At 46.2% G+C, this 23272-nt stretch carries 17 protein-coding genes; 10 read left to right on the top strand and 7 right to left on the bottom strand.

What is annotated here, in order from left to right; genetic code table 11:
- Positions 1-579 precede the first annotated feature (579 nt).
- A complete protein-coding gene (locus NFHSH190041_RS14125) occupies positions 580-1902 on the top strand; it encodes a DEAD/DEAH box helicase (RefSeq protein ID WP_261922412.1) in 1323 nt (440 codons plus the stop codon).
- Between the two features lie 302 nt (positions 1903-2204).
- Here NFHSH190041_RS14125 and NFHSH190041_RS14120 read toward each other — a convergent pair whose 3' ends face one another.
- Together NFHSH190041_RS14120 and NFHSH190041_RS14115 are read right to left on the bottom strand one after the other, a co-directional pair.
- Positions 2205-3104: a tetratricopeptide repeat protein gene (locus NFHSH190041_RS14120; protein WP_261922411.1), complete on the bottom strand. Its 900-nt coding sequence runs from the start codon at positions 3102-3104 to the stop codon at positions 2205-2207.
- 545 nt (positions 3105-3649) lie between these two features.
- Positions 3650-4564: a tetratricopeptide repeat protein gene (locus tag NFHSH190041_RS14115; RefSeq protein WP_261922410.1), complete on the bottom strand. Its 915-nt coding sequence runs from the start codon at positions 4562-4564 to the stop codon at positions 3650-3652.
- Between the two features lie 404 nt (positions 4565-4968).
- Between NFHSH190041_RS14115 and NFHSH190041_RS14110 the strand changes: the two genes are divergently transcribed.
- The 9 genes from NFHSH190041_RS14110 (at position 4969) to NFHSH190041_RS14070 (ending at position 15105) form a co-directional block, all read left to right on the top strand.
- Positions 4969-5853, top strand: coding sequence for an IS1595 family transposase (locus tag NFHSH190041_RS14110; protein WP_261925010.1), 885 nt, complete (start codon positions 4969-4971; stop codon positions 5851-5853).
- Between the two features lie 577 nt (positions 5854-6430).
- Positions 6431-7819: an MATE family efflux transporter gene (locus NFHSH190041_RS14105; RefSeq protein WP_261922409.1), complete on the top strand. Its 1389-nt coding sequence runs from the start codon at positions 6431-6433 to the stop codon at positions 7817-7819.
- Positions 7820-7979: 160 nt separating this feature from the next.
- Positions 7980-9047 (top strand): energy transducer TonB, encoded by a 1068-nt coding sequence (locus tag NFHSH190041_RS14100; RefSeq protein WP_261922408.1) that lies wholly within the window; start codon positions 7980-7982, stop codon positions 9045-9047.
- Between the two features lie 130 nt (positions 9048-9177).
- A complete protein-coding gene (locus NFHSH190041_RS19680) occupies positions 9178-9858 on the top strand; it encodes a helix-turn-helix transcriptional regulator (RefSeq protein WP_315972944.1) in 681 nt (226 codons plus the stop codon).
- Between the two features lie 229 nt (positions 9859-10087).
- Positions 10088-10534, top strand: coding sequence for a hypothetical protein (locus NFHSH190041_RS14090; RefSeq protein ID WP_261922407.1), 447 nt, complete (start codon positions 10088-10090; stop codon positions 10532-10534).
- Positions 10535-10576: 42 nt separating this feature from the next.
- Complete coding sequence (locus NFHSH190041_RS14085) at positions 10577-11080, top strand: hypothetical protein (RefSeq protein ID WP_261922406.1); 504 nt, start codon at positions 10577-10579, stop codon at positions 11078-11080.
- A gap of 52 nt (positions 11081-11132) precedes the next feature.
- Positions 11133-11831, top strand: coding sequence for a fimbria/pilus periplasmic chaperone (locus NFHSH190041_RS14080; protein WP_261922405.1), 699 nt, complete (start codon positions 11133-11135; stop codon positions 11829-11831).
- Positions 11828-14227, top strand: a complete 2400-nt coding sequence (locus NFHSH190041_RS14075) for a fimbria/pilus outer membrane usher protein (protein ID WP_261922404.1) — start codon at positions 11828-11830, stop codon at positions 14225-14227. The genes NFHSH190041_RS14080 and NFHSH190041_RS14075 overlap by 4 nt, the downstream gene beginning before the upstream one ends.
- Positions 14224-15105, top strand: a complete 882-nt coding sequence (locus NFHSH190041_RS14070) for a hypothetical protein (protein ID WP_261922403.1) — start codon at positions 14224-14226, stop codon at positions 15103-15105. Before NFHSH190041_RS14075 ends, NFHSH190041_RS14070 begins: the two co-directional genes overlap by 4 nt.
- 167 nt (positions 15106-15272) lie before the next feature.
- Here NFHSH190041_RS14070 and NFHSH190041_RS14065 read toward each other — a convergent pair whose 3' ends face one another.
- From NFHSH190041_RS14065 to NFHSH190041_RS14045, 5 genes are all read right to left on the bottom strand, one after another.
- Positions 15273-15839, bottom strand: a complete 567-nt coding sequence (locus tag NFHSH190041_RS14065) for a lactate utilization protein C (protein WP_261922402.1) — start codon at positions 15837-15839, stop codon at positions 15273-15275.
- A gap of 2 nt (positions 15840-15841) precedes the next feature.
- Positions 15842-17215 carry a lactate utilization protein B gene (locus tag NFHSH190041_RS14060; RefSeq protein ID WP_261922401.1) on the bottom strand — a complete coding sequence of 458 codons (1374 nt, stop codon included), beginning with the start codon at positions 17213-17215 and terminating at the stop codon, positions 15842-15844.
- An 11-nt stretch (positions 17216-17226) separates the two neighbouring features.
- Positions 17227-17973 (bottom strand): (Fe-S)-binding protein, encoded by a 747-nt coding sequence (locus NFHSH190041_RS14055; protein WP_261922400.1) that lies wholly within the window; start codon positions 17971-17973, stop codon positions 17227-17229.
- A 295-nt stretch (positions 17974-18268) separates the two neighbouring features.
- Positions 18269-21076 (bottom strand): FAD-binding and (Fe-S)-binding domain-containing protein, encoded by a 2808-nt coding sequence (locus tag NFHSH190041_RS14050; protein ID WP_261922399.1) that lies wholly within the window; start codon positions 21074-21076, stop codon positions 18269-18271.
- A gap of 197 nt (positions 21077-21273) precedes the next feature.
- Positions 21274-22926: an L-lactate permease gene (locus tag NFHSH190041_RS14045; protein ID WP_261922398.1), complete on the bottom strand. Its 1653-nt coding sequence runs from the start codon at positions 22924-22926 to the stop codon at positions 21274-21276.
- Positions 22927-23272 lie beyond the last annotated feature (346 nt).

Below are 23272 nucleotides of genomic sequence, written 5' to 3'. Positions count from 1 at the left end.
TGGGTGAGCGTGGCGCTATCTGACTCTGGCTCTATTGCTCCAGTTTTGCACTCGTATCGCAAGCGTTTAGCCCTGCTGGATAAGGCGGCGTGTGAAAATGGCTAGCAATATGGGATAACGGAACCGAACGGTATAGTGAGCATGTGATACTCACCGTTCTCGCCTGGCACACAGCTTATCTTAAGATAGTTTGAGAACTGTGTATTTCATGCGTGAGTAATCGCTTAACAATTTGTATCCTACATAATGCTATAGCAGCATAATGTTCAAAGCATCATGCTCAAAACACCATAGCCACAGCCTTGCACTTAACGCCCCGTACTTAAAGCCCTGTACTCAAAGCTCAGGATTCAATGAGCTCATCTTCAAAGAGATGGGCGCAAGGCTAGATGATTAACCTAAGCGATCTCACCCCATTACGGATAACTGTCTCGAGTCAGACCCCAATGGACGAACAAATGAACGAACAGCATTGGTTCCCCATCAGGCGGCATAAAATCATTGATGGCGCGATAAACTGCTGAGTCCGGCGGCGGCTTTTGTTACACTCCGGTTCCCAAAATCAGTATCGGTAGCATTATGTCTTTTTCTTCCCTTGGCTTGCCCGCCACTCTTATCGCCAACGCCGGCTTTACCGCCCCGACCGATGTTCAGCAACAGGCGATTCCCGCCCTGCTGCGGGGGCAGGATGTGATGGCCTGCGCCCCAACGGGAACGGGTAAAACCGCCGCGTTTGCCTTGCCGATACTGGCCGGTTTACTAGCTATAGAGAACCCCTCAGCCGTTAGCTCTCCCACCGTACTGGTGTTGACGCCGACCCGGGAACTGGCCATTCAGGTATGTGATTGTTTTACTACCTGCGCCGGTGACTCAGGTCTTCGGGCACTGGCTGTGTTTGGTGGCGCAAATATTGCCGTGCAACGCAAAGCGATTGCTGCCGGTATTGATATTTTGGTCGCAACGCCGGGGCGACTGTTTGATCTTATTGGTCAGGGTTGGCTCAGTTTGGAGCAGATCAGTCAATTGGTGGTGGATGAGGCTGACCGCATGTTGGATATGGGCTTTGTCAAAGATATTCAGCGAGTTAAACGTTTATTACCCTTGGCACATCGCACCGCATTGTTTTCTGCCACCTTTACCCCAGCGGTGCGCCAATTGGCATCTGGCTTGATGACGGCGCCGATTCAGATCAATGTCGCCAGTGATCGCCAAAGCGGCACTATCCGTCAGCATGGCGTGCTGTTAGATCCGCGGCGTAAATCTGAATATTTAGCGGAAATGATTGGTCGGCAGAATTTGTCACAGGTGCTGGTGTTTGCTGGTAGTAAGATGCTGGCAGAGCAGGTCTTTGATGAACTGACATTGGATGGAGTGCGCTGCGCAGTCTTCCATGGTGATAAAACCCAAGCCCGCCGTGCTAAAGCGTTGGAGGATTTTAAATCCGGCGCCATCCGTGCGCTCGTCGCAACCGATGTCGCTGCGCGGGGGCTGGATATTACCGCACTGCCGTTAGTGGTGAACTTTGATTTGCCGCAGCAGGCAGAAGATTATATTCACCGGATTGGCCGCACCGGTCGGGCCGGACACAGTGGTGAGGCATTATCCTTACTCAGCCCATCGGAGCGATTGGCATTAAAAGAGATTGAAGCTTTGCAGCAGCAAACGATTCCGGTGGCTGTGGCCCCTGGCTATGAACCCGGTGCTCCGTTACCCGCCCGCTATGAACAACATAAATCCGATAGCAATGCATCACGCCGCAGCAATCGTGATAACCGCGCTAAGCGGCCACATAATCGGGATAAAGGCACTGAACAGCGCCGTTCCCGTGATGCTGGCCGCCCGGCTAAGTCCCGCAGCGGTCAACCGCAACGACGCAGTAGCGAGCGAAAAGCGACTAAATAAATTGGCGTTAAATTCACAGGCGTTGGAGTAAAAGGCGTTTAAATCATCAGGTGTTCAACCCAGTGTGATTCTATAACCTGATTAACATAATATATGCACATAGTACGCTTTTTATCACTGTGATATTCCTGACTTGTAATAAAGCGTCCGTTGACAGTGGTAGTTGTTGCTAACGGGCGCTTTATTTACAAATACGGATTGAAAATTTTGTTATCACATTTACAATATTTTTTTCGGAAGAAAAAATAAGCAAAAAATAGCTTGAGTTGTCATGCCTAATTATTTTTTGCGTTACCATAAGTTTATTTATGGTGAAGCAAAAAAGCGTTAACTCGTTTTGGGATTTTATCTTCCTTGCCTTTCGCCTTTAATATGGATACATATTTTTTATACATCTCTGTTGCTTTACTATAATTTTTTTCTGATAAAAAGGCGTCAGCAATATTAAGGTATGCAACACTTCTATTAGGTGATTTTTTTATCACATGTTCTAAAATATATATTGCTACTTTAGCATTTGAATGATCATTAATATAAACATAATAAGCGATGTTGTTATATGTAGCTATATTTTTATTTGTTATAGGTATTTCTTTTACTAGATGTATAGCATCATCCATAATGATTTCAAACATTATTTTTTCTTTTAAATATTCTTCTAAATCTTTTAATGGAAAGATTGGATAAATCTTTTTTTTACAGAATTTATCATAATTATTATTGTTATAGTCAAATATAACAAATGGAATTTCTGGTGATGGATTTTTATTAAGGTTGTAACTAACCTTTCTATTGCACGTTATTTCATAGGAAAACTGGTAACTAGGATCTCTCCTAATGTTAGCGCTTTCCTCTACGTTTGTAATAAAAAATGATTTGTTATAATATTCGACGGTATATACCATTTCACCATCAAAGCTACTACCTCTATTAATAAATTTAAAGCCTTTATGGTTTCCTGGAAGATTCTTTATTTTATAAAAAAATGAATACCCATCGATAATTAAATTGCTTGAATTTAAAACAAGATCATTTTTATCATCTAATATTTTTAATGTTCCTTCTCCACTATCTTCAGTTAAGGTGAAAATTTTACCATTTTTCATTATGTCTAAATGATATGTATGAATACCGCTATACTCATCGAATGCGATAGATTTAAATGAGATTAAAATTAAAAATATTGTTAGAATTTTATTCATAATAATTTACACAGAAAAATAATTTTTAATATACACATTGTTGTTTGATTTGTCTCTTACCATAACCATATATTCTAAATTTGAATACTATTGTGCAGTCCTATTATTAAGTGTGTTTCCTTAACGTATTAATCATTTACATTATGGTTGTAGTCGCCGTCATAATTACAATTATTCTATGATATATAATTAAACATCAGCACATAAAGTTCCTTTCTAAGTATTCATGTTTTTAAGTGTAACGAAGCTTTAATATACTAACTGATCCGTATATCAAGACTTATTATATCGTTGAATAATGTTAATCTATCGATGCCAAAATCATACTTTTTCTCTAGGTATCATTCGCTACTGAAAATAGATTTTTCAAAATTTGTTACCTGTAAATATTGGATTGGTCGCAATAAGTATAGACAGATATTTATCTGTAAGTTTGATTCTGGTTTATATTATGATATCTACAATATTTACTCTTTATCAGATGAAATAAACAAGAAAGTAGGTTAAATTGTCATGTCTAATTATTTTTTGCGTTACTATAAAGCTTATTTATGATTAAGCAAAAAATCTTTAACTCTTTTGGGTATTTTATCTTCCTTGCCTTTCGCCTTTAATATGGATATATATTTTTTATACATCTCTGTTGCTTTACTATAATTTTTTTCTGATAAAAAGGCATCAGCAATATTAAGGTATGCAACACTTCGATTAGGTGATTTTTTTATCACATGTTCTAAAATATATATTGCTACTTTAGTATTTTCTTTTAAATATTCATCATTATCTACACCTGCACTATAAACATAATAAGCGATATTGTTATATGTAACTATATTTTTATTTGTTACAGGTGTTTCTTTTATTAAGCGTATAGTATCAGCCATAGTTAATCCAAATAGCTGTTTTTCTTTAAAATATTTCTCTAAAAGTTTTAATGAGAAGACAGGAACAACCTCTGTTTTACAGAATTTACGATGATCATCATAATCATAGTCAAATATAATTGTACGAATTGTGGGATATGGTTCTTTGTTAAGGTCGTAACTAACATTTCGATTACACGTTATTTTATTAGAAAACAAGAGGCTGCCATCTCTCCTGACGAAGGCTAGCTCCTTTACATTTGTAACAAAAAATGAGTTATTATAATACTTAATCGTGTATGTTATGTCACTAGAAAAGCGATCGCCAACATTAATAATTTTAAAGCCTTTATGGTTTCCTGGAAGTTTCTTTATTTCAGAAAAAAATGAATAGCCATCGATAATGAAATTTCTTGAATTTAAAATAAGATGATTTTTATCATTAAATATCTTTAGTGTTTCATCTTCACTATTTAATGTGAATGTTTTACCATTTTTCATTATATCTAAATGATATGTATGATTACCGCTATATTCCCCGAATGCCACAGATTTAAACGAGATTAAAATTAAAAATATTGTTAGAATTCTATTCATGTTAATTTACATAGTTCCATATAAAAGTTTTTTTAATATTAAATACACACATTATTCTTTCATTGATTTATCTTCAGCTCCCTTCCTACCATACTGAATTAAATTGTTTGTATTTTACACTTATTATAAATGATAGATAAAGAGATATCTGTGATTAAATCGAATGCTCTAAATTCTGAGATAATAGCCTCAAAGGCTTTACCGCCATTTTCGGAAATGGATATTACTAGTTTCTGCAATGCTAATGAATCTTCAGGATCTGGTTATAATTGATATAACCTATGTGCATCGGGGTTATTATCTCTCTTAAGCAATATTGTAATAAATTTTTTACATGCCTATGCACCTCGGTCAGTTTGGGCGTAATATAGAACCATAAATCGCTTCTTGTGGAGGGTTTTATGATGAACATGTCAGAAATGAGCTTTATAGATTGGCAACGTCAATTTCATTCAGAAAATGCCTGTCTTGATTACCTGAAAATGCAGCGATGGCCGGATGGATTTATCTGCCCTAAATGTGGTCATCGTCAAGCCTATCAAATCCATACCCGTGAGCTTTATGAATGCTGTCAGTGCCATAAGCAAACATCCGTGACATCTGACACGCTGTTTCACGGCACGCATATCCCGCTGTCTAAATGGTTTACGGCCATTTATTTTATAGGGTCAGACAAAGGCGGAATATCAGCATTACGGCTCAAAAAGCTCATTGAAGTTAACTGGCGAACGGCAAGGTTGATACTGAAAAAATTGCGTATCGCAATGGGGCACAGAGACAGACTGTATTGGTTATCTGGCAACATAGAATTGGATGATTGCTTGGTTGGCGGCAAACAAAAAGGTAAACGTGGTCGAGGCGCGGCAGGGAAAACACCGATAATTGTGGCCGTTGAAACCCAAGGTGAACGAGCCGGCTATATTGCCATGCAGGCTGTTAACCGTATCAGCCACCAAAGTGTCGAGCAATTTGTGCAAGCGCATATTCTCCCCAATCAATATGTTCGCTCAGATGGGCTACGTGCATTGACTATCATTGATAAAACCCAGCATCACGAAGCCAGAGTGACGCCGAAAGAATTGGTTGATGAGTGGCTCCCGTGGGTACATATCGCCATTAGCAACCTGAAAACATTTATTCAGGGCACATTCCACGGAATATCCAAAAAATATGTACAGGAATACCTCAATGAGTTCATTTATCGTTTTAATCGCAGAAGAATAGAAAAACAAATTCCTATGCGGCTGTTAAATATAGCTATTTTTCATTCACCTATGAACTCATGCTGAGCAAAGTGCATAGGCATGTAAATTTTTTATTGATTATTTTACGCCTTGATAATTAGATTATGTAAATAAAACTATGATGTTATTATTGGTGGTATCATTATTAGTGTGATTACTTTCATATAATTATTATGCTCTCATTATATTGAGGTGTTGTGTTTATAAAATTTTCTAGATATATGGCTATACATTCAGCTGACCTATTTTTGTTTTGTCAATATCTGTTGAGTGAACTGTGTAACTCAATACCAAGCCTTATAGGCGTCAATTCTTATTGATAAACACCATCATTAAGACGATGAAAGAGTAAGCTTGCTCTTAAACGTTTCAGCGTATGCCGCCGAGTTTTCTCGGCAATACTGTTATTGCCATCAAATAACATTTGGCTGTGCGTCTTTGCATAAATATATAGTTGCATTCATTACGCCGATTTTAAGTACGCCTGCTGTTTAGCTAAATGTTGCTTCCAATACATTATGCGGCAATCAGGGACACAGTTTGATACTAAAAAATGCGGCCAAAGTGGGCGTGGTGCGGTTACACTCGGCAGCACTTTTGCCTGCGTCGACTGCGAGTTTACATGTCCTGTGCTTCTCCTGCCCTAACCGATGTGCCGGTTCGGGATCATCCGCTACTGACTGAATCTGTTGCCAGATTGTGCTGGCGTTATGGTTTGCCAACCGTGATGTCTATGTTGGTGACGGGGATTTATGTTGCCATTGATGGCATGTTTGTCGGCCACTACCTAGGGGAGCAGGGGTTGGCTGGCATGATGTTGGCCTATCCTGTGGGTGCTGTGCTGTATGCCGTGGGGGCTATGATTGGCATGGGGGCTGCGGCTTTGGTGTCTATCCGCCAAGGGGAAGGGCGGGTGGAGCAAGCTCGGCAGTTGCTGGGAAATGCCTTTACCCTTTGCTTGCTGACCGGGGCATTTTTCGCCTTGGTAGGAACCAGTTTAGGGCGGCCAATTTTAGCGGCACTGGGGGCCGAAGGGGCGGTACTCAATAGCGCGGAGCGTTATCTATTCTGGTACTTTGCTTTGGGGATTTTCCCGATTATTTCCATCGCATTTACCGCCTTATTGCGTAACGACGGTCGGCCGGGATTTGTGACTTGGGTACTGATCCTTGGCGGCGTGCTGAATATTATTCTTGATTGGCTGTTTATTGTGGTGTGGCCTTATGGTTTGGCGGGAGCGGCCGTGGCAACCATGCTCTCTCAGGCGGTGACGGGACTGCTCTGTCTGCAGCACTTTTTCACCAACAAAACCCAGTTGGGGATCAATTGGCAACAGATGCAACTGCGCTGGGCTCACTGCAGCAATATTTGCCGGGTAGGGCTGCCCAGTTTGCTGATGAATTTGTACCTTTCTTTAGTGTTGACGATGCACAATATGGCTTTTCTCTGGGTTGGTGGCGCGATTTATGTCGCCGCTTACAGTGTGGTCAGCTATTCAGAAGCCTTGTTTTATCTGATTTTTGAAGGCATAGCCTTCGGTGTGCAACCCATTTTGAGCTTTAATGCCGGCGCGGGGCGTTATGACAGAGTCTTGCAGGCTAGGCGCATCGGCTTTGGCGCTACCTTGGTGATCGCTGTGTTAGGAATGGCATTCATCTACAGCCGCCCAGATTGGCTGGTGTATCTGTTTGCTGGGGATAATGCCACGCTAACACCTGTGGCGGAGACTGGCATGTTGCTGTATTTCTGGGGATTACCCATGGGTGGGTTGCTTTTGGTGGGGGCCAGCTTTTGTCAGGCGGTAAACCGCAGCTATGAAGCCTCAGTGCTGACGGGCACTAAATTGGTGGTGATTATGTTAATGCTATGGCTACTCGGGTATTGGCTGGGTACCACGGGTGTTTGGCTGGCATTGTCAGTCAGTTCAACAATATTAGCCCTGTGGATGGGATTGGCTCTGAGGCGAATTGATCGGCAGCACAATGGACTAAATCCTTATCAGCCAGCGTGACGTTAAGTGGTACGTCGTTATGGACTATTGTTTGATCTTTGTTATTGGTGCAGTATGTTTTTTGTTCGCATTTGACTTGGGTGGGATATCAACCAAGTCAGCAACAATGATTTGATGTAGCGGCCAGCGGATATTGGCCGGCAGAATTTAAGGATATCACATGCATACACGAATTATCGCTGCAACACTGTTGGGCTCAGTATTGGTTTTGCCATCTCAGGCCGCGACGGATTTTACGCAAACATATCGAGACTATCAGGCATCTCTGTCACAGGGGGATAAGGCTCACAGCCTCACCTTAGCGGCTCAGGCATACCATTTAGGGCAGCAGCAGTTTGGTCATCAGCATATTAATACCACTAACTTAGCGATGAATTATGCTAAGGCGTTGTTGGAGCAGAGTCATCCGGGGGATGAGCAAGCCAAACAAGGTATCACGTTATATCAACAAGCGTTGGAGCGTTATCAAACCGAATATGGGCAAAGTGCCAAGCAATTACTTGATCCTCTTACTCAATTGGCACTGCACCATGATGACCCACGTCGAGTAAAAACTTATATCAGCAAGATGTTGGCAATAGCAAAAGGGCTGGATGATCCCTTGCTGCTGGCTTCGGTTTATGATGTCGGCGCACAGGCATTGGCGGGGCACAGTCATAAAGCGAGCCGTTATGCGCATCAGGCTTATCAATTATATCTGCAACATACCCCTGAAAATGCGTTAGAGCGTAATTTGGCAGCCTTTAGATTGGCGAAATTCAAGTTGGCGAACAAAGATTATCGTCAAGCGGCAGAATTGTTGGAAAGCGTGACCCATCAGTTTGATGTGTTGGATTACTCCCACCCTGTAGCCTTATCTGCCCGCGCTTATCTAGTCAGAGCCTATGAGCATCAGGGGCTGCGGCAGCAGGCTTCAAAGCATTGTCAGGCGATTGGGCAGATGACGCCGTGGCAGGATGATGTGGAGCAGACGCCTATCTACCGTATTACGCCGGAATATCCGGCCAGTGCCTTGCGAGCGGGAAAAGAAGGTTGGGTTGAGCTTGAGTTTGTGATTGATCCTCAAGGATTTGTCACTCAGCCTGTGGTGCTCAATTCATCAGGTGGCAGCAGCTTTGAGCGCAGTACGTTGACCATGATGGAAAAATGGCGTTATGCGCCGAAATTTGAACAGGGCAAGCCGGTAGCGGCAAAGTCCCGAATCAGGATTGATTTTAAACGGAGCTAGTTATGCCGGCAGGAAACTGACATTTCCTGCCTCAAGGCGTGATCCCTATCAAGGCTTTTCTCTAAGAATTATCAGATAGTTATCTATATGTTTATCTTCCAGTTCATGATGGGCTGAGACAGGATGTGATATGGATATCAGACGAGACAGTGACAGTCGTACTCTGCTGATTATTTCAGCTAATCAGGAGCGGGCTCGAGCATTGGGGCAGGTACTGGGATACAGTTTGCCCGGATTGCATATTCGGCATTTTAGCCGTTTACAGTTCTGCTCAGCCGATGAGTTAAGCCGGGCTGATTTGCTGGTGTATGACAGTGATAGCCTTGGGTTAATCACCGATGCCGATGTATTACCTCGGGAATTTCCCGGCAGTTGGCTGATTATCTTACGCCATACCACAGAGCTGGCACTGCTGGAGTGTGTTACCCAAGGCTTTGCCGGCGCCCTGGACAGCCATCAACCCCCGGATACCTATGCCACCGCCCTGCGCAGCTTGCTGCTGGGGGAGCTTTGGTATCCTCGCCATATTATCGCTTTATCCATCAAACAATTTCAGCAAGCATGGGGGAAACCCCATAAGCAATTGGATTGGCAGCATTGTTTATTACAGTTTGATCTTACTTGTCGCGAGCGAGAAATTGGTGCCCTGTTGGCACAGGGCTATAGCAATAAAGATATTGCGGAGCATCTTTACATCAGCCAGAACACGGTAAAAACCCATGTATCTAAGGTATTGCAGAAAATGGGGGTGAACTCTCGGGGTGAGTTGACTGCCAAGTTATCTGCAGGCCAGCTACCGACCGCGTGTTGAATCTTGCCTCTACAGACAGCGCTGAGCCGGTAAAGCGCTGCGCGACATAATGCTTGCTGCCGCTTGGTCATATATGACTCAGCGGCTTGAAATTTGATCAAGATCAATTAGTTTTGCAAATACTGCCTTTCTCACCCATCCCTCTCCTTAATAATCACCCGCTGTGGTGATGCCTTATTTCTCCACGTCATTAATCTGGTGATGAACAACATACCGGCGTGGAGGGAATATGAATTATAAGCTATTAGCAATAGCCGCTTTAGTGCCTTTTGGACTGTTTGCCCAAGGGAGTGAAGATACGGCAAAAATTATTATCAATGGGGAAGTCAGTTCAAGTTGTAGCATTATCGGACAGGATAAAGAAGTTTATTTAAACCTGAATAAAGCAGGTAGTAAATTAGATGACTTAACTATTTCCTGTAACTATGAAACATTTGAAATTGAATTTACTTCTAAAAATAAAGGTTTATTAGTTCAACAGGGATATGAGAAAAAAATCCCTTATAAATTCACCTTCAATAATATGGATATCGATTTGAGTAATGGTGATGAGATGGATATTCCTCATGTTATCGGAGTAACAGATTATAAATTTGTTGTCAGTCATGAAGGTTATCCCGCATATAAGCCGGGGATGTATACCGACACTATCACGGTTGAAATTGAAGCGAATTAATCACCAAAAATTACCGTTATTATGATTAAAAAGGAGTTGATTATGAAAAAGTTATTTGTGTTAGCTATGGTGCCTTTAATGTTAGCGGGTAACGCAATGGCCCGTCCAGAGCCTGACGTGGACAAGGCTATGGACTCAGTTGAGTTATATGGCATTGTTGATCCCTACTGTGAAGTTGGCTTCGTTAATCCTTATGCCCCATCTGAAAAAATTACGCATATGTGGGTGGATATGGATAAGGGCGCTAAATCCAATGGTGCGATCAACTTATTCTGTAATATGAGACATTTCTATATGGAAGGTGAATTAACATCCAGAAATGAAGGATATCTCATAAATGAATATCAGGATAAAGTCAGATATTACGTGACTGATGCTCAAGGTAATAAAGATATTGTCGATTCAGATGGCATGAAATTATTATTGAAAGCCGATCATACCAATGATGGCGCAGTGACTAATTTCATCATTGACCATGAAGCGAATCGCTTGTCTAAAGCAGGTTATTATGCCGATGAACTGACAGTCACCATTGCACTGAAATAAGTTGTCCTATTGGGCGGCGGGGTAACCTGCCGCCTATTTCGAGGAAAGCACCATGAAATTATCCATATTATTTTTGCTTTTACTCGTGATTGTTCCTTCCGCACGAGCATTTCAAATTCAACCTATGGTTCAACAAATGGAGGCGTTGGGTAAAGAGTCCAATACAAGTTATCGTTTGGAAAATACCGGTCGTAGTGACGTTACTGTTGAGGTCTCAGCCTTCAGACGTTTTTTAGATGTGAAAGGCAAAGAACATCTGCAACCTGCCGATGATGATTTTTTGATTTTGCCGCCGCAAGCTGTGGTAGCGCCCGGGCAATTTCAAGTATTCAGAGTGAAATACATGGGGCAGGAAGATACCAGCAAATCCATTTCTTACCGGGTGGATTTTCGCCAGTTACCCGTGGTGTCTGAGCTTGAGGATACCGGGGTTAAGATGCTGTTTAATTTTTCAACCTTGGTATTTATCAACCCCCATGACGGCAAGGTAGAGCCTAAGGCCAGATTGCAGTGGCGTAATAAGCTTCCCCACTTATTAATGACTAACCATGGCACCGAAGTCATGGTGCTCGGGGAGTGGCAGTTAGAATTACGTACGAAAAAAGCTCGGCAGCAAGTGCTGGGTGAATTACTGCGCAAGACAGCGCCAGCCAGCTTTGTGATGCCGGGGCGCACGCTAATCATTCCTTTGGAAGGTGAACTGGCTCAGTCCATCAGTCAGGCAGAAATTATTAATGTCAGGAAATTATGATGAAAACCCAGACCATATCCTGTGCTGTCATGGTACTGGGATGTCTGCTGGGAGGACAGGTGAGTGGGGAAGGTTATTATCTTGACCTGCCGGCAGAGCTCAGGGACCAGGGCGTAGGCACCCTGTTGGTGGATACCGATGGCCGGGTGATCCGGCAGGTCGATACCCAGTCATTAATTCAGAGTATTGGCCGCTTTATCAAAGCGGATATAAAACAGCAGCTGCAACAACAGCAGAGTTGGCAGCCGCAAGCGCTGGCTGAAAAAGGGATAACCCTGATATTGGATGCCAGTACCTTAACCTTAAGTTTCACTTTGGCTGAAAATGCTGAAGCTGTACAGGATGTTAGCACTTGGGCCGGTTACAGTTTGCCCCAGCTAAGTGAGGCGGCCCCGCTGGCCATCAACAATAACTTCACCTTGATGTATGACTATGTGCATGAAGATAAAAGTGATGATACCTACCTGACCTTAGAGTGGTTGGGGCAGGCTAACTGGGGTGGCAGTGATGGCATTAACCTGACCTGGGATCTGTATTACGAAGGGGACATGGATAATGCGTTTCGGCGCGGGGATGTGACGGCTTGGTACGATGTGCACCAGTGGCCGCTGCGGATAAGCGCCGGTGATATCGACCCTACAGTGGGTGGTCATCTACCCTCAGTCAACCTCGGCGGGGTGATGCTGCAAAGCAGTTATGCTGAACTGCAACCGACTCGGGTGCTATCTCCCGGTGGTAATCAGGTACTGAATTTACGCCAATCTGCCGACGTGAAGTTATTCGTTAACGGCTATATCGTGCGCAAAATCCGCTTGGATGCGGGGAAATACCGTTTATCTGATCTGCCACTGAATACTGGTGCCAACGATATTTTGGTAAAGGCCTATTATGCCGATGGTCGTACTGAGGTATTTCGCTTTAGCCAGTTCTATAACAGTCGGTTGTTGACGGCCGGATTGTGGGATTACTCATTGTCATTTGGCTATCCCAACCAGCTTGATGGCGGTAGCAACAGTTATCAAAGTAACGGTATTGCCACAGGTTTTGCCGAATACGGGGTGACAGATTTTCTCACTCTTGGCACCAGTGGCTTATACAGTTCAGCGGGGCAACTGTGGGGGCTGACCGGGGTAATTGGTACGCCGCTGGGCAATATTTCCCTGCGCGGTACTCGGGGCAGTTACGATGGCAAGACTCAGCGCCATGGTGAGGTGTATTCCATTGATTTTGAAACGAACTTATTATCCGGTCAAGATCATAACACCCCGAATTTGCGCTTTAGTTTCGAAGATTATCATGACTTTGTCGCCACCCCTTGGGAGGATGGTGAGCCACTGCGGGAGCACAGATACCTGCTGAATTACAGTTACTTTTTCAATGAGTCCTGGGATTTACAGCTAAGCGGTTTATACAGCGAGGCTGAAGCTGAGGCGGATAGTAGCCTAGAGGCGGAAGCCGGAATTAACTGGACCGGGCGCTTTTTGCGCGTCGGCCTAGCTGGCATCTATGACCGACCGGATATGACGTTGGAAGAAGATCTGAAACTGGAGTTGAGTTTGGAGTGGAGCTGGGGCAATCCTCAAGGATATCGTGCGCGGGCGAATTACAACAGCCGCTTTGAAAATATGAGCGCAGAGTTTGTAAAAGCCAATGAAGAGCGGGTTGGCAGTTATGGGTATGAGTTAAGTGCCAACTATAACAATGAGGATGAAAAAGATGGTCAGAAAGCTGCTCTTAGCTACTACGCCAACCGTTGGCGCGGTGAAGTATCCACTACGCGCAATAGCGGGCAGGGGCAGAATAACTTACGTACCTCGCTTAGGCTGAATAGCAGTTTAGCTTACGCAGATGGTCAGTTTGCCCTGGGTAATCTGTCCCGCGGGCCGTTTGCCATGGTCAGCGCCCATAAGACCTTAAATGCCGATGTGCATGTCAATCCTGATTTTAAAGATCAGCCTGAAGCATTAGCCACAAGTGAAATGCCCGCTGTGGTTGATTTGGGACGGGGGTTTAACCGCCAGGAATTGTTGCTGGATGTGCCCGAGGCGGAATGGGGATATGACTGGGGACAGGGGCAGCTTTCACTGACTCCCGGTGCATTAACCGGCCATAGCGTCACCATTGGCTCGGATGCCACCTTAACCGTGGTGGGCACACTGCTGCAGGAAGATGGTCACCCTGTTGCTCTGCTGCGCGGTGTGGCGAATTGTGGCGATGACTCACAGTTATTTTTTACCAATAAAGGTGGCCGTTTTGTGCTCGAAGGGGTGCCGCCGGGCGAATGCCGGATGACCTTGTCTAGCCCTCGGTTTGGTGAATTTACTTTACAAATAGAGCAAGACGGCCCGGCACTGAGATACCTCGAGCCCATCTTTGTCGTAAGGAGTGCGCAATGAAAACCCTGATATCGCAATACACATTATTGGCGGCGTTGATGGTAATGGTATTTCCACTGACGCTACAGGCGCAAACATCGCAAACAGGTGATTGTGCCGGTGAGTGGCAACTGACGGTTGAGCAGAGCAAAGCTAATTATATCCGTCATGATCCGCTGGCAGTGTGGATCCCCGCTAAGGTACAGATGTCAGCGGAGACAGCCCGCTGCGCAGGCTCTGTGGTACTGAGTGGAGAATTGAACCGGCCGGTGACCATTAATGCCCGCGGGATGCGCCAACAGGTGTATCTGTTTGATAAACAAAAGCGGCCTTTGGCTGATACCCATCTCGGTCGCGGTAAGCAACTGTTTTTACATGCTTCCGGGATAACCGACTTTTGGCTGCGGATCCCCCAGGTGGAGCAAATGGTGCCAGGGATGTATTCCGGCGTCTTAAATGGTCGATTGAATCGGGCAAGCACTGATAACCTGCAGGAAAACAGCATGATTTACTTTGCGGTGACGCCTGTGGTGGATCTGCAACTGGCGGGACAGTGTGACGGCGGGCGTAATGATTATTGCGTCCTAGATTTTGGCCAATTGGTGGCAGGAAAACAAAAACAACTGGAATTGCTGATCCGCAGTAATGCCAGTGTCGACTTGACGTTTGAGAGTAAAAACCAGGGCATGTTGCAGCGTCGTCATGGCAATGGTCAGGTACCTTACTCGATGAAGTTTGCCCAGCATCCGCTGGATCTGAAAAATCGGGCGGTGCATACCTTGGATGCCCGGCATAGAGGGGCAGTGTTGTATCCCATGACAGTGAGGATTGGACAGATGCAGGATGTGCCAGCAGGGCGTTACTCAGAGGAGATCACGATTACCGCAAAAGCAAGATAAGGTGTAACACGGCGCTAGGCTGCTCATAATGATAATAACAGGCACTGTGTTGTTCACTGTGGCCATCTTGCTCGGGATGGTCACTTTTTTCTTAATGAAGACAACAAAAAAGCCGCCACAGTTGTGACGGCTTTTGTTTACCGGTTACAAACCGGAATAACGCTGGATTACACCAGGTACACGTTCAGGCTACAAGCACCGTGAGCACCGACCACCAGAGCCTGCTCGATATCGGCAGTCTTAGATGGACCGGCAATAAAGGCACCAAACTTGCCGCTGTCTAGAGTCAGCTTTTTCACTGCCTGGTGCATGTTGGCAACCACATTGTCAGCTTCAACAACTAACAGCAGGTTTTCACAGATAAATGGTGTTACCCGATGACCTTCTGGTTGCTTAACCCAGATGGCACCGTTTTCAGCCACAGCCAGTTCACCTGGAATAACGGCAAAATCGATGTCTTTCAGATCGTGTTGATCTTCTGGAGTTTCGCGGTTGGCATTAATGCCGTCAACCAAGGAAATCACCTGCTTGCCTTCTGCAACCAGAGTGTTCACTTTTTCCTGAACCAGATCAAGAGAGCCTGCACGGTGCAGTACACCGGCAACGGTATTCAGGTTGGTTTCAAACTGGCCGATCAGATCATCGACCCGTGGAGCCACATTGATTTCCGGCATAGGCTGAGGGGCAATAGCAGTTTGCTCAAGCGCCTTCAAAATAAAAGATTTGCTGGACATGATTAGCTCCTGTTCTTCTTGTACCAAGCTTCAAAACTGGATTTTGGTGCCACTGGCAGCTCACGGTATTTACCCCAAGCGCCGGCAAATGGCTTCAGCAGGCTGCCAGGCAGAATGCGCAGCGCAGTACGGGCCATAGCCATAGAGGTGTTCAGCATAGGTGCGCTGCCCATCACTTTACCCACAACCGGCATATAGCTACGCTTGCCGTAAGGCAGGTTGCCCGCTTCGGCTTTCAGGCGGCGGTGGTGGTGGATAATCTTATCCAGCGGTACCTTGGTTGGACACACTTGAGTACAGCTACCACACAGGGTACATGCCCATGCGATAGAGTTGGTGTCATCTTTCTGGGCACCAACGGCAATACCGATAGGGCCTGGAATGGTGTAGTTGTAGCTGTGACCGCCACTGCGACGGTATACCGGACAGGTATTCATACAGCCACCGCAACGGATACATTTCAGCGATTCAGCCAGGATCTTGTCCTTCAGCATATTACTGCGGCCGTTATCGACAATCACCACGTGCATTTCACCGCCAGCCTTAGGGCCGCGATAGAAGCTGGAGTAAGTGGTCACTGGCTGGCCAGTGGCGTTACGGGCCAGCATACGCAGCAGTACTGCGGCAGAATCCAGGTTAGGTACCATTTTATCCATACCCATGGAATGGATCTGCACTTTAGGCAGGTTGGCACCCATATCAGCGTTACCTTCGTTGGTACACACCACTACCGCACCTTTTTCTGCGATAGCCATGTTAACGCCAGTCATTGCCGCGTCAGCAGACAGGAACTGTTCACGCAGGTGAGCACGCGCTGCACGGGTCAGATAGGTTGGATCGGATGCACCGGCTTCGGTACCGATTTTTTCATGGAACAGCTCACCCACTTCTTCTTTTTTCAGGTGGATAGCAGGCACCACGATATGGGATGGTGGCTGACCAGCCAGCTGGATGATGCGCTCACCCAGATCGGTATCGATCACTTCAATACCGCGCTCTTCCAGGTAAGGGTTCATGTGACACTCTTCGGTCAGCATGGACTTGGACTTAACCAGTTTCTTTACCTGATGGTGAGACAGAATGCCGTGCACGATTTCATTGTGCTCGGCAGCATCTTTTGCCCAGTGTACCTGGATACCGTTGGCTTGACAGTTCTGCTCGAACATCTCCAGGTATTTGGCCAGGTTGGTCAGAGTGTGCAGTTTGATTTCACTGCCCAGTTGGCGCAGTTGTTCCCACTCTGGCAGGCTAGATGCAGCGCGGTCGCGCTTTTCTCTCAGCAGCCACAGTGCTTTGGAGTGCCAGTTTACGCGGTCTTCATCTTTACAGAAGATCGCTGCCTTATCGGCGTGAATTTTGGACGCAGTATGAGACATTCTGGTTCCCCTTACAGAGCTTCGTTGATCACTTGGGCGATGTGACGGGTTTCAATCGGCAGCTTCTGGCGGCGGATCATGCCATCGATATTCATCAGACAAGATGGGTCGAAACCGACAACGTACTTAGCACCGGTTTCATAGTGGAAGTAAGCCTTGTCTTTGCTCATCTTGGCAGACACTGCGCCTTCATCAACGGCGAAAGTACCACCAAAACCACAGCACTCATCACGGCGCTCTGGGTAGCAGATTTCAATATCGGCGATCTGAGACAGTACCGCTTCCACTTTGTTGTGGCGCTGCAGTGACATATTTTCACTTGGCGTTGCCAGGCTCAGCATACGGATACCGTGACAGCTCATCTGCAGGCTAACTTTGTGTGGGAATGGCTTTTTGAATTCAGCAATCGGCGCTACATCGTGCAGGAACTCAGTCAGTTCATACAGCTTGTCGATAACAACCTGGGCTTCTGGGCTGTTGTCGAATTCATGGAAGTTTTCTTTGGCAGCAACCAGACATGATGCGGCTGGACACACGATGGCATCACATTCTACGCCTTTGAATGCGTTTAGCAGCTTCAGGGTTGTTTTCTTGGCATCTTCGTAGCAGCCTGAGTTGGTCATTGGCTGACCACAGCAGGTTTGCCCTTCAGGCAGGATCACTTCATGTCCCAGTTTTTCCAGTAGTTCCAGTGTCGCAACGCCCACTTCAGGGAACATCTGGTTTACCAGACAAGGGATGAAAAGCGCGATTTTCATTTTGTTATCTCACTATTTGGCTGATTATTGCACTGCGGAACACTCGTTGAAATGCCTTACGCAGAGCATAATGCTATCAAATATAGGCTGATAGCTTTATAAGTAATAGTGCTAAATTAGCAAATGAACCTAAATATTTTTTCATAATTGGAAAAATATTTAACCATTTGTTTTTTAACGTTTTTTATGGGTGTTTTTTACAACTAAATGCTGTGATTACGGGATGTTTAGAGCAAAAATGAATAAATGGGGAAAACAGACACTTAGCGTCTACATTTCCCCCGGTTTTACCGCGTTATCCGCGGCTACATTCTTCCAATAAAAAGGCTAAATGGCGATAGGAAATACCACTGTGATGGCTCAAGCCAACTTCACAGGTGCGGTTAGCATAATACCCTTCCGTAATGGCCGCTGGCAGCAGTTTCTTAATGTTACGTAGGGCGCTGGCATTAATTTCCGGTTTGTACAGGCCTTTCTCCCCGGCATAACCACAGCAGTAAATACCTTCAGGCCGTACAATCTGGCGGGCACATGCTTGGGCAATAGTCAGCATCTTCTGCTCGACATGCAGATGTTGCGCACTGCAACCAATATGCAGCGCCACCTGATCTTTTGGCTTAATATGCAGTTTGCTGAGTAATTCATCGTGCATAAAATCCACCATATCGACAATATTGATATCCGGGTTACCCAGTAAAGTGCGCTTAGTACAGGACAGTGCATCAATAATCACGGGTAATTTTCCGCCGTGAGATTGGCGGGCTAGCTCGTGGATCAGCTGATCCCGTTTACTGTCGGCATTGCGAAAATCTCCCTTGGATTCCCACATCTGGCCACAGCATAAATCCCGGGTATTGTCAGGGGTTAGCACATTGTATCCAGCCCGCTCTAACAGGGTAACAATCACTTCTGGCAGACTGCGGTTATCAGGATCCAGTGGCGTTGGGCCAAAGGTGCGCCCACCACAAGCGGGGAAATACAGTACCGTTGGTCGGTCAGACCGCGGTTGAGCTGGTTTAGCCAGTGCCGCCCCTTTGGGAAAATCTGGATTCCAGTAAGGCACTTCTTTGGACAGCAGGCGACCGGCATTCATTACTCCGGCGGTGATACTGTTGCCGGTTAATTTATGCAAAATGCCCAGTACATTAAAGCCTGAGCTGATCGCCTGGTTAACCCCTGCATAATGACGGGCTTGAAAATCCAGTACTTTTTGCTCTGTAGTGCTGATATAAGGCGTGCGCAGCTTACGTACCAGTTGCCCCATGGAATTATCCACCGGGCAGGCGATGGTACACAGCTGACAAGCGGCACAAGTATCAATTACATCGTATTTGGCGGCAGCTTTTAATTGTGCCGCTTTTTCCTGCTCGCCAGCCTGCTCTAGCCGGGCGATTTCCCGCAAGGTGGCTATCCGTTGGCGTGGGGAGAGGTTTAATGCCGAGGTTGGGCAAGTTTTTTCACAAAAACCACATTCAATACAACGATCAACTAGATCATCCACCACAGGACAAGGCTTGATGTTTTTCACATGGACTTGTGGATCATCATTGAGCAGCACCCCGGGGTTTAGCAGTCCTTCAGGGTCAAAAATCTGCTTTATCTGCTGCATTAACACATAGGCATCATGGCCCCATTCCATTTCCACAAAGGGGGCCACGGCACGGCCGGTGCCATGCTCGGCTTTCATGGAGCCATCATATTTATGCAGCACCATTTCAGCGACATCCTGCATAAAATCATGGAAGCGGTCGATATCAGCTTGGGTGGCAAAGGTTGGGGTAATAATAAAATGGAAATTACCGGCCAGGGCATGGCCGTAAATCACCCCTTCGGGATAGCCGTGCTTTTGGAACAGGGCGGTCAGATCCGCAGCAGCGCCTGCCAGGTGTTCCAAATGAAAGGCCACATCTTCAATAATGACTGAGGTACCTTTAGGGCGGGCACCACCAATAATGGGAAATAAACCGGAGCGCATTGCCCAGTATTGGCCATATACCGCCGGATCTGAACTAAATTCAATCGGCCGCTCGGTGGGAATATGGGCTATTTTGGCAATCACATCTTGGGTGTAGTTAGCCAGAGTTGCTTCATCATTAGCCCGGGACTCAATCAGTAAAATCGCTGCGCCTTCAGGGAGTTGCTCAAGCCACTTAGGCATACCGGGTTTACCGGTTACTGCGCGGATGGATGCCCAGTCCAATAATTCTGCGGCCGCGACACTATCACCTTTGATGGGCGGCACTGCGCTGGCGGCATCTTCCATATTGTAAAAAACCGCGAGTGCCGATGCTTTGAATCTAGCCTCATCCACTGTGCGATATGTCACCTGCTCCACAAACGCAAGGGTGCCTTCTGAGCCAACAATCAAATGGTTGATAAGATCAAAGGGATCATCAAAATCCACCAAGGCATTCAGGCTATATCCTGTGGTGTTTTTAATGGCGTATTTTTGCCGGATCCGCTCGGCCAGAGCAGTATTGGCTTTAGCCATTTGGGCCAGGTCACAGAGTTGCTGCAGTATCTGGCCATGGCTTTTGGCAAAGGCGGTTTTGGATGCGTCACAGCCGGTATCTAACTCTGTGCCATCGGCAAACAACAATTTTGCCGAGAGGATGGTCTGATAAGAATTTTGGGCAGTGCCACAGCACATGCCAGAGGCATTATTCGCAACGATGCCACCGATTTTGGCACAGGCCAGGGTGGCAGGATCTGGGCCAATTTTTTTATTGTGTGGCTTAAGCTTGGCATTAGCATCAGCACCGATAACCGCGACCCCTAAGGTCACAGTATTACTGTCTTCGCTGATTTGAACCGTACGGAATCCTCCATGGCCCAACATCAGCAAAATACCTTCACCAATGGCCTGACCTGACAGGCTGGTGCCAGCTGCGCGGAAGGTGACCGGCGCGCCATGGCGACGGGCAATAGCCAAGGTTTGTTTTGCCTGCGCTAAGGTGTCAGCATGGACAACTACCTGAGGCACAATACGGAAATATGAAGCATCAGTTGACCAGGCAAAACGGCGCACTGGATCGGCCGATACCGCCTGCTCACCTAATGCAGCGGTAAGCTCATGTATCACGGCGGGATAATTAATAGACATCAGTCATTGTCTCTTGTTAGCACGTAATGGTCGTTGAACGAAAAAGCCGGTTGGGACTATCTGCAAGCGTTAACCCATCCCCGGTGTGGCCGACATCTCGCAGGCCTGATTATTATGGTTATATTCTTTATTACTAAATTGTGTCGTTACCAAAAAACAGAGGCCGCCAAACGGCGGCCTCTGGCACTGGTTAGGGATTAGAATCCGCCCCAGATAAAGGCAACGGTGCCAGCCAGCATGGCATAAGCCAATGCAACTGGCATGGTCTTACGGATAATTTCAGATTCCCGGCCGGCCATACCCACAACAGTTGCAGCGGCAACGACATTCATTACACACATCATATTGCCAGCATTGGCGCCTATGCCTTGCAGCGCCAAGATCAGCGCATGGTTGGCACCGATGTTATCCGCCACACTGTACTGCAAACCAGAGAACATCATATTGGAGAAGGTCGCAGAACCGGACAAAAAGGCACCAAAGATACCGATAACAGGTGCAACCCAGTCCCAGATATGTCCCATGGAGGAGGCCAGCAAATCCGCCAGTGCAACGGGCATGGAGGAAAGGTGGGCATGGTTCTCCCCTGAGTTAAGGAAGATTTTGACCATAGGCACCGAAGCGCCAAGAGAAATAACCGTTGGGATCATTGACTTAAGTGATACGTTGACCGAGGTCTTGATAGCTTCTCCGCGCATTTTGAACAGGAAAAAGCCCAGGATACACACGGCGACAAAGAAGGCACCTGGTGCGTACAAGGTTGCAAATCCGGCTTTCAGTTCAGTGCCAAGCAGACCTGTCCAGCTGAGGTTAAAACTGCTCAGCCAGGCTTTCAGTGGGGCAATAGTGCGAGACATGACCAGCAAGACCGCCATTATCAGGTATGGCGTCCAAGCCGCCAATTGTGAGAACGGGGGCTTGCCACTAATGACCTGACGCTGGTTATTGTCAGCGTTTTCGGTACCGGCAAAATCAAACCAGGTTTGTTTGGGCAGTAACCAACCTTTTCGGGCCACAGGAATCACAATTGCCATACCAACGAGGGCGCCGATAACGGATGGGAACTCAGGACCTGCGAAATAGTTAATTAACCAAGCTGGTACCGTAAAGGTAAAGCCGGCAAACAGGGCAAATTTCCAGACCGCTAAACCTTCTTTTATGGATTTATTGCGGCCGAAGAAACCGGTCAGGATACAGACCATCACCAAGGGGATAAGTGAGCCGATAATTAAGTCTATGGTGATCATATGCATGGCAATAAATTGGGCATAGTCGGCAAAGTTACCACCATGCTGGGCAATCTGTGCTGCCGCCATATTCCCGCCACCCTGGGTCAGCCCCTGATCCATCCCGAACAAAACGGGTAGGCCGATAGCACCAAAAGACACTGAGGCTGAGTCAGCGATCAGGGCAACAACTGCTGCAGCAACCGGGGGAATACCCAAGAGCACCAGAAGTGGCGCACCGATAGCGGCCGGCGTGCCAAAGCCGGCACTGCCTTCAATAAAGGCACCGAACAGCCAGCAGATGATAATGACCTGTACCCGAGCATCCGCGCTGATATTGGTAAATCCGGCGCGAATGGTGTCCATTGCACCGGAATATTTCAGGGTATTGAGTAGGAAAACCGCACCGAAAATAATCGTCAATGGCGTGATGGCTGACAGCAGACCTTCTACAACCGAGGCCGCTAGCAAGTTAGTATCCATTTTCCAAATAAACACTGCCGCCAAGGCTGTAATAACCATAGAGATGGGCATGGCACGGGATGCAGGCATTCGTAATAGCACTAGAAATAGCATCACACTGATCACGGGAGATAAACTGGCGAGGAGTTGGAGAAAGGTCATGCTAGCCTCTTTATATCAATTTACATGAAATCAATCGGGGTTACTGCCTGATGTTTGCTCTCCCCGTTGGGGCTCCTTGAGCATGCTTCTAGCGGGCATTTTGATGGCATGACTCAGTGTTTCTGAGCAACATGGGGCCGGAAGGTCCTTGTGTCTTACTGAAGCGCAATATAAGGGCATGAGAGCTAGTACGCCAGCATAAAACGCCAGTGTGTGACAAGTGTCACGCTTGCTTACGCACAGATGTTATCACTGGGTTTTTATTATGGCTATTTATGTTTTCGATTGTTTGCTTTTTGTGTTCTACGGCTGGTTTTTATGGTGTTTATGGTGTTTTTTGTCGTTA

It is taken from the genome of Shewanella sp. NFH-SH190041 (genome assembly GCF_024363255.1).
In the GTDB taxonomy this organism is placed as follows: Bacteria; Pseudomonadota; Gammaproteobacteria; order Enterobacterales; family Shewanellaceae; genus Shewanella.
This window is presented reverse-complemented; position numbering and strand designations above follow the sequence as displayed.